7 protein-coding genes are annotated in these 7731 nt (G+C 66.5%); all 7 read right to left on the bottom strand.

The genetic code is table 11. The features are described 5' to 3' along the window. Positions 1 to 144: 144 nt before the first annotated feature. A complete protein-coding gene (gene queC / locus ABYB95_RS12595) occupies positions 145 to 861 on the bottom strand; it encodes a 7-cyano-7-deazaguanine synthase QueC (protein WP_372658904.1) in 717 nt (238 codons plus the stop codon). A gap of 49 nt (positions 862 to 910) precedes the next feature. After that, entirely contained in the window at positions 911 to 2134 is a 1224-nt protein-coding gene (locus ABYB95_RS12590; protein ID WP_372658902.1) for an HDOD domain-containing protein, read from the bottom strand. Between the two features lie 60 nt (positions 2135 to 2194). Continuing rightward, on the bottom strand, positions 2195 to 3406 hold the full coding sequence (gene flgL, locus ABYB95_RS12585) for a flagellar hook-associated protein FlgL (protein WP_372658901.1): 1212 nt from the start codon (positions 3404 to 3406) through the stop codon (positions 2195 to 2197). A 14-nt stretch (positions 3407 to 3420) separates the two neighbouring features. Further along, on the bottom strand, positions 3421 to 5334 hold the full coding sequence (gene flgK, locus ABYB95_RS12580; protein WP_372658899.1) for a flagellar hook-associated protein FlgK: 1914 nt from the start codon (positions 5332 to 5334) through the stop codon (positions 3421 to 3423). A 177-nt stretch (positions 5335 to 5511) separates the two neighbouring features. Next, positions 5512 to 6375, bottom strand: a complete 864-nt coding sequence (flgJ, locus tag ABYB95_RS12575) for a flagellar assembly peptidoglycan hydrolase FlgJ (protein WP_372658898.1) — start codon at positions 6373 to 6375, stop codon at positions 5512 to 5514. Continuing rightward, a complete protein-coding gene (locus tag ABYB95_RS12570; RefSeq protein WP_372658897.1) occupies positions 6372 to 6590 on the bottom strand; it encodes a hypothetical protein in 219 nt (72 codons plus the stop codon). The genes flgJ and ABYB95_RS12570 overlap by 4 nt, the downstream gene beginning before the upstream one ends. After that, positions 6591 to 7682: a flagellar basal body P-ring protein FlgI gene (locus ABYB95_RS12565; RefSeq protein ID WP_372658905.1), complete on the bottom strand. Its 1092-nt coding sequence runs from the start codon at positions 7680 to 7682 to the stop codon at positions 6591 to 6593. Between the last annotated feature and the right edge of the window lie 49 nt (positions 7683 to 7731).

The following is a 7731-nucleotide window of genomic DNA, read 5'->3' as shown; positions in this document are numbered from 1 at the left end:
GCTGGGTGGCCTGGGCGTGTTCGCCTGGGCCGTGGTCGACGCGCGCTCGCGCCCGCCGGTGGTGCACAAGGGCCCGGTACGGGTGGTGCCCGCCACCAGCGACCCGGCCTGATCGCACCACGCAGCACGCACTAGGCTGCAGACTCAAGCCGCGGTGTAGCCCGCCCAGCCTTTCGCCCGCAAATCGCAAGCCGGGCAAGTGCCGCATCCGTAGCCCCACACGTGGCGGTGTTCGCGGTCGCCCAGGTAGCAGGTGTGGGTGTGCTCCACGATCAGATCGACCAGGGTCTGGCCGCCCTGCGGTCCGGTGGCTTCGCCCAGGTCGTGCGCCATTTGCCAGGTCGCGGCTTTGTCGATCCACATCAGCGGCGTTTCGATCAGAAAGCGCTTGTCCATGCCCAGCGAGAGCGCGATCTGCATCGCTTTCATGGTGTCGTCGCGGCAATCGGGGTAGCCGGAAAAATCGGTTTCGCAGACCCCGGTCACGATCACGTCCATGCCCCGCCGGTAGGCCAGCGCGGCGGCCAGCGTGAGAAACAGCAGGTTGCGCCCCGGCACAAAGGTATTGGGCAGGCCGCTGGCTTCCATCTTGAAAGCCGTGTCGCGGGTGAGCGAGGTCTCCGACACTTTGCCCAGCACGGCCAGGTCGAGCAAATGGTCTTCGCCCAGCTTCGCGCCCCAGGCCGGAAAGGCGTGGCGCAGCTTTTCCAGCACCACGGTGCGGGCCGACAACTCCACGCTGTGGCGCTGGCCGTAGTCAAAACCCAGGGTTTCCACGCGCGGATAACGCGCCAGTGCAAGGGCCAGGCATGTGGTGGAGTCTTGCCCACCGGAAAACAGAACGAGTGCGCTTTGGTGCATGGCGCGATGGTAGCGCGCACCGGCGGCGCCTGGCCGGAACCGGGTGTTTTCAGCGGCCGGGTGAGAAGTCCCGGCTGGTGGACAGCATGCGCAACAAGGCGCGGTTGGCGTGCTCCATGCTGATGCCGTGGTGGTGGCACAGGTCGGGCAGACGGTGCAGGTTGGCGGCGTCGCCCTGGGCGGCCGAGACCTGCAGGTAGTGGTGGTAAGGGCCGCTGCGGCGCAGCAAGGCGTCGGGCACGCGGTTGGGTAGCGACAGGCGCTCCAGCAGATCGGCCAGCGGCTGGTGCTCCAGCAGGTCGATCTGAGCCAGCAGCGCGGTCAGATACACCTCGGCGCGCAGGTAGGCGTCCGAGCCGGGTTCGAGCAGGTGCTGCGCCAGGCGCGCGCGCATCGACATGCGGTAGCGCACCGGGTGCAAGGCGGTGTCGTGGTCGCTGTCCACCAGTTGCTCGGTGAGCCAGCGTTGCAAGGCGGAAAAACCGAGCATCAGAATCGCGTGGCGCAGCGATTCGATGGGTGCGCGCTGCGCCGCTGGCGAGGCACTGACCATGACCAGCAGGCGGTAGACCAGCACCGGGTCCTGGCGCAGCACGCGCTCGATGCGATCGACCGCGCTGTCGCGGTCAATCGCGGTTTGCACCTGCTGGATCACCGCGTCTTCACAAGCCAGGGTCTGTTGCCGGTAGGCGTGCAGCACGTCGTCGTCGGGCCAGTCCAGCACACCCCAGGCCTTGCCGCTGTCCAGGCACAGTTGGGCCAGTGCATGGCTGCCCATGCCTTCATAAATCTGACCAGGCAGGAACGGCGCCAGTGCATCGCCTGCGGTGCTGCTGGCCTGGCTCTGCAAGGCTTGAAAAGCCTCGGCGGGCGTCAGGCGCAACAAGCTGCGCACGCCCAGCGGGGCTTCGGTTTCCGCACCCAGGTCGGCCAAGGCGGCGCGGCGCACCAAGACATGGCCGCGCCCGACCGCCGATTCCAAGCGGGCCAGACTGTCGGCGTCCTGGAAGTGGGACACCGGCACTTCCAGCCAGATGTTGGGCACGGGCTCACCGTCCAGAGCCTGCGACAGCAGCAAGTGGGCGTCCAGGCGCAACACCAGCACCGGCGCGCTGGCCGGCCAGTCGTCGTCCAGGATTTCCATCAGGTGCTGGGCGTCGAAGGTGTCGGCGCTCAGGGTTTTGACGCACAGGCGCACCGCCGCGAGCTGGCGCTGGCGGCCCCAGATCGGCTGGTAGCCGAGGGCGATGCTGTCCAAAACGGTCTGGCTCATGGCGTCTCCGCAAACCCTTCAGGGCCTGTTCTCACTGTCTGGCCAAGTGCCCACCACGCCCTAGCCCAGGTACTGGAACAGGGACAGGCGCTGCACTTGCGCATACGATTTGAGCGCCGCTTCGAGCGCCGTCTGCTGGTTCTGGAAGTCGGAGATGCCTTGCACCATGTCCAGATCTTCCAGTTGCGATTTTTCGTTCTCCAGTGCCACCGAGCGGTTCTTGAGCGAGCTGTCCAGCGACTCCGCGCGGTTGAGCCATTCGCCGGCGCGTCCGCGTGCGCTCAGCACCCGGTCCAGTCCGCTGTCGAGTTCGCCCAGGGTGCGCGAGAGCGCCTGGTTGCGGCTGGCGTCGCTCTGGCTGCCGCGCAAGGTGTCGATCGCGTCCTGCATCACTTTGAAGATGTCGGTGACACCCGTGACCGGCCGCAGTTCGATGCTGTCGCCCGCCGCTGGCTGGCCCTTCATTTCAAACGACAAACCATCAAAGCCGATGGTCTTGCCGGCTTCGTAGGGCACGCCGGTCTGGCCCGCCACCGGTGTGCCGGTGCTCAGATCGGTCACGGTGTATTGCAAGGCGCCGCCCACACTGGCAAACGCCACCGAGTAGTCGTGGCCGGTCAGCAAGCTGGCGTCGCTCACCTGGCCGCTGCTGGTGCGCACGCCGCCGGTATTGGAACTGGGCAGGTCGAGCGAAAAGCTGCCGTTGCCTTGTGGCAGACGCATCCAGATCGCTTCGCCGTCAAAGGACTGGGGCAGCGACACATTGCCCGCCGCGCTCTGCCCGCGCTGGCCGTTGAACTGCACACCCGTCCCGCTGGGGCCGTACAAGTCCACAAAAGGTTGGGTGCTGCCACCCAGGCCACCGAACAAGGTGCGGCCCTCGGTGTCTTGCCGGTTCGCCACCGCCAGCATCTGGTCGCGCAGACCCTCGATCTGGTCGGCCATGGTTTTGCGGTCGCTGGCGCTGTAGGTCGCGTTGCTGGCCGACACCAGCAACTCGCGGGTTTTCTGCAGCAACTCGCCCGATTCGGCCAGTCCACTTTCGGCCTGGGCCAGACTGGTGCGCGAAGATTCCAGCGCCCGCATATCGGCCTGCACGCGACCCATGCGGTTTTGTGCGCCTTCGGCCAGGGTGGCGGCCACCGGGTCGTCGCTGGCGCGTATCACACGCTTGCCGGTGGACAGGCGCTCTTGCTGCGCAGACAGCTCGGCCTGGCGCTTGGTCAGCATGCTGATGGTGTTGTCGTAGCTGTTGGCGGTGGCGATTCTCATGGCGGCTCCGGGGTTCAGCGGCCAACGCTTTGCATCAGCGTGTCGAAGGTGCTTTGTGCGATTTGCAAAAACTTGGCAGCGGCCTGGTAGGCCTGCTGGTACTGCAACAGACGCGCGGCTTCCTCGTCCAGGTTCACACCCGAAACCGCGGCACGCGCCGACTCGGTGCTGCCAGCCAGTTGCGCAGAAAATTCGGCGGCGAATTGGGCGCCCTGCACCTTGGTGCCGACCGAAGACAACAGGCCGATATAACCATCGCTCAGCGAAGCGCCCTCAAAAGTGGGCTTGTCGCGCAAGGCCAGCAAGGCTCCGGCGTTGCCGCCGTTTTGTGCGCTGGAACCGGCGGGTGCTGCCCCCACCGCAAAGCTGTCGCCCGCGCTGGGGCTGCCGCGCAGCGTGAGACTCCAGCCATTGAAGCTGATGGCCTGGCCCGGCACGTAGTTGTAGCTGGCGGGCGGCCCGGGGTTGTCGGGTGCTGGGCTGCCGGGCGCGGCACCGGTCACGGTGAAACTGCCATTGGCCAGGAAGCTGATGCTCACCGGGTCCGTCAGGTTGGCCGATGACTGGACCGCGTACATGCTTTCTATGCTCAGGCCGCCCGCGTTGCTGCTGGCGGGCTGCGCCTGCAACGGACTGGCGGCGGCCAACTGGTCGGGCGCGCCAATGGCCATGGTGAGGTTGCGCGCTGCCGCCGCAAAAGGGCGCACGATGAAACGGTCACCGGTGGCGGCGGCACCACTGTCCAGCTCAAAGCGCAGACCGTCGACTTCGGCGGGCAGTGCGGCAAACGACTGGGTGCTGCCGTCGCTCAAGCGCCTCACGTTGACGCCGGAGGCGTCGAAACTGATTTCGTAGTCCGAAGCCATGAGCGCAGAGGCGTTGCTCACCGCTGCGCCGATGGCCGCGCTACCGCTGTTGCCGGCGTTGGCCACCCCCACGGAGCGAGCCGGTGGCACAAAGAAGTTGGTGCCGGTATTGCCTTTGAGATCGACGCCGAGCGCGTGCTGGTTGTTCACCTCGGTGGCCAGCGCCAGCGCCATGCGGCCAAGCTCGTTTTGCGCTTGCGGCAGGTCGGTGCTCAGGAACCGCATCAGGCCTGCGAGCTCGCCGCCGCCCATGGCATTGGCGCTCAGCAAGGTGTTTTGACCCGCTTGCACAAAAGCCACTTTCATCTGGCTCGGGTCGCCCGCGTCGCGCAAGGTGGCCAGCTTGTTGGCCTCGGAGCCCAGCACCAGGGGCAGGCTACCGGCCACGAACACGTTGGTGGTGCCGTCGGTGTTCAGCACGCTGGAGGTTTGCACATACTGGTTGAGCTGGCTGATCAATTGATCGCGCTGGTCCAGCAAGTCGTTCGGGGTATGCGGCTGGCCCTGGGTTTCCTTGATGCGCTGGTTCACCGTGGCGATGTCTTTGGCCAGGCGGTTGACGTTGTCGACCGTGGTGCGCATCTGCTGCTGCGAGGTGTTCTGCAACAGGTCGAGCTGGCCAGCGGTGTCGCGCATCTGGGCAGCCAGCTCGTCGCCGCGCGAGATAGCCACCGTGCGCGCGGTGAGGTTGCTCGGCGAAGAAGCCACGTCGGTCCAGGCGTTGAGCATGTCGTTCATGGTCGAACCCAGGCCCGCGCTGCCGGTAGGAAACAGCTGCTCCAGCTGCTTCATCTTGGACAGGATGACCTTGTCGGCAGAGGCCACCGATGTCGCCAGCTGCGCCTCCCGGGTGAGATAGGCATCGTGCGCGCGGGTCACGGTGTTGATGTCCACCCCCTTGCCATAAAACCCGTTGCCCAGGTCCTGGTAGCCCGCGCTCTTGAGCTCCACCGACTGGCGCGAATAGCCCGGCGTGTTGACGTTGGCGATGTTGTTGCCAATGACCTGCAACACCGCCAGGTTGGTGGTCATGGCCTTGGCGCCGATGTTCAGTGCAGACATGTCAGTACCTCACGCCCGTGTAGGCGAAACAGCCACGACCGGCAAGTGCCTCACCCCGTCCCTCTCCCACGGGGAGAGGGAGCGAGGAAGTCCAGCCAGAAACACCGCGGATCGGGCTTTGCCCGGCCGCAGGTGTTGCCCCCTGGGGGGAGGCACCGCAGGTGCTTCGGGGGGTACTCATATCTGCGCCCTCTGCAAGCTCAGCGTGGTGTTGATGGCGCGGCTCAGCTTGGCGGCGTACTGCGGATCGGTGGCGTAGCCGGCTTTTTGCAAACCACTGGCGAACTGTTCGGCCGATCCGAGCTTGTCCATCACCTGGTCGTAGCGCGGACTCTGGCTGATGAGGCGGGCGTAGTCGCGGAACGAATCGGCGTACGAATCGTAGGCACGGAACTTGGCGACGGTCTTGCGCGGTTCGCCGTTGACGTATTCGGTGGTGGTGATTTCGGCCACCTTGCCGGTCCAGCTCGACGTGGCCTTGATGCCGAACAGGTTGTGCGAGTTGCTGCCATCGCTGTGGCGGATTTCGCTGCGCCCCCAACCGGTCTCGTGCCCGGCCTGGCCCAGCATGAAACTCGACGGTATGCCCGACTCGCGCGCCACGGCAGCGGCGGCCTGCTCGTGCTGGTTCACAAAACCGGCTTGCCGGCTGCTGCCCTCGACCCGGCCCAGGGTGGAGACCGATGCCGCTCCGGTGTTGCCCGGCAGCGCTGCTGCGTCGGTCGCGGGCGCCATGCGGCCGCTCAATTGCCGTTCGATCGCTTCGCTCAGGCCACCGGGCAGGCCCGAGAGCTGTACCGCGAACTGCTGGTCCAACAAATCGGTGCCCAGGTCGGCGCCCTCGTTCTCCATCAGGCCCGACTTCATGGTCGCTTCGCGCATGCTCTTGATCAGCTCGCGCATGAACAAGGATTCAAACTGTTTGGCCGCTTCTTTCAGCGTCGCTTTGTCGGTCGGTCCGTCGCCGCTGGCAAAACGCAGGGCGTTGAGCGACCCGGGGTCGGCCGCCAGGGATTGGGGTTTCAAAGGCGAAATGCTCATGACCACATCCTTTCCGCCACCACGGGCGCGCGGCGATTCGCCATGGCCTGTATGCGCAGCAAACCGGTGGTGGCGTCCAGCAGCATGCGGGCGCCCGTGCGCAGCACCGTGCCCCGCCCGGGAACACCCCGGATCGCGCTGCGCGCGACCGCAGGCTGCGCGCCCTGGAACAGCTGGCGCGAAGCGGGGGTTGAAGCGGCGCGGGCGCGGTTCATTTAGATCACCTCCAGCTCGGCATTCATGGCGCCTGCGGCCTTGATGGCTTGCAGAATCGCCAGCAGGTCTTGCGGCGTGGCACCCAGGGAATTCAAGACCCGCACCACATCGGCCAGCTGAGGGGCGGTGTCCATCTTGATGAGCGAGCCCGCGTCCTGGCTGATCTGGATATTGGCTTTTTCCGTCACCACGGTCTGGCCCCCGGTGGACAGCGCATTGGGTTGGCTCACCATGGGGGTGGAGCTGATGCTGACCGACAGGTTGCCGTGTGCGACCGCGCAGGCGGCCAGCGTCACGGCCTGGTTCATCACGATGGAGCCGGTGCGGGCGTTGATGATGACCTTGGCGGTGGGCACGCTGGCCTCCAGCCGCACTTCTTCCACCTGGGCCAGAAAGCCCACGCGGGCATGGGCGTCGGCGGGTGCACGCAAGCGCACCAGGCGGCCGTCCACCGCCTGTGCCGTGCCACTGCCCAGGCTGCGGTTGATGGCGTCGGCCACGCGGCGCGCGGTCGTGAAGTCGTCGGCGGTGAGGCCCAGGTCGATGGTGTCACCCAGGGCAAAAGACGTCTCTACCGTGCGCTCCACCTGCGCGCCACCGGGAATGCGGCCCGCGCTCAGGTGGTTGATTTGTACCTTGCTGCCGCCGGCCGAGGCACCGGCGCCGCCCACCAGCAGATTGCCTTGCGCCAGCGCATAGATTTCGCCATTGGCGCCCTTGAGCGGCGTGGCGATCAGGGTGCCGCCACGCAGCGATTTGGCGTTGCCGATGGAGGCCACCGTGACGTCAATCGCCTGCCCGGGCTGCGCGAACGCCGGCAACTGGGCCGTGACCAGGACAGCGGCCACGTTCTTGAGCTGCATGCTGGCACCGGCCGGCAAGGACAGGCCGAGCTGCTGCAGGTAGTTGCTCATGCTCTGGGCGGTGTAAGGCATTTGCGTGGTCTGGTCGCCCGTGCCGTCCAGGCCCACCACGAGACCGTAGCCGGTCAGCTGGTTGCTGCGCACGCCTTGCACCGCCGCGATTTCCTTGACGCGGATCGATTGCGCCGCGACCGATCCGGCCACCAGACAGCCCAGCACCAGCCACACGCCGCCGAGAACACCTGCGGCGTTGCGGGCCCAGCGGCGGCTGGGGGTG

It is taken from the genome of Hydrogenophaga sp. (assembly GCF_041633695.1).
Taxonomy (GTDB): Bacteria; Pseudomonadota; Gammaproteobacteria; order Burkholderiales; family Burkholderiaceae_C; genus Hydrogenophaga.
This window is presented reverse-complemented; position numbering and strand designations above follow the sequence as displayed.